Raw genomic sequence first — 829 nt, forward strand, 5'->3', positions numbered from 1 at the left:
AAGAGATAAAACGGAGAAGAAAATAAATCTATACATAGTGTGTCCATAACAAGTAATACAAGGCGTATACACCCTAAATAAGCGTAAGCCTTTCGCTAGAACGCAACTTTAACACATGAAACAAAGCTGAAAAGATAATTGTTGTTCATCTTATCATCTTGGCTATTTGCATAGATAACAACCCGAATTCTAAACGCTCAGCCCCTATTCACCACTTAAAACACTACATATCGGCATATCTAGAGCCACAAAAATTGATTCAGAATCACTCACCCACTAGCGATCTTCTCTCATTAAACTACACTTGAGGATCAGTGGTTTAGATATTTCCACTTCTAACAATGGTGATCATTTTGAACGATGGCGACAAAGCCAACAATCAGGGCTACAGCTTGGGTGTAAGGCTTCTAAGAGTTGTCTTTTCACTCTAATTGCTGATTACTTTGGTGATCACTGCTGTACATATGTATAACGAGTACCAGCAACAAAAGTTACGCATAGACCGTAACCTTATTACCTACCAATCGATCTTTGGAAAGTCTATTGCCACAGCTTGGTGGAATTATGATATGGAGCAACTTGAAGCTACGCTCCAGGGGGTATTAGGGCTTGCCGATATTTCAGGAATCCTGCTGATAGATTCAGAATCGAAACAGATTTTCGTCGATGGAAATAGCCAAGATGATAAGATGAACAACAATTATCTTTTCAGCTTTGTTTCATGTGTTAAAGTTGCGTTCTAGCGAAAGGCTTACGCTTATTTAGGGTGTATACGCCTTGTATTACTTGTTATGGACACACTATGTATAGATTTATTTTCTTCTCCGTT

Annotated in this window: 1 protein-coding gene; it reads left to right on the forward strand. The window is 38.4% G+C overall.

Features of this window, described 5'->3' with window-relative positions; all coding sequences use genetic code 11:
- Positions 1-464 precede the first annotated feature (464 nt).
- Complete coding sequence (locus tag A3735_RS10260) at positions 465-743, forward strand: hypothetical protein (RefSeq protein ID WP_156499587.1); 279 nt, start codon at positions 465-467, stop codon at positions 741-743.
- Positions 744-829 lie beyond the last annotated feature (86 nt).

Source organism: Oleiphilus sp. HI0061 (assembly GCF_001635675.1).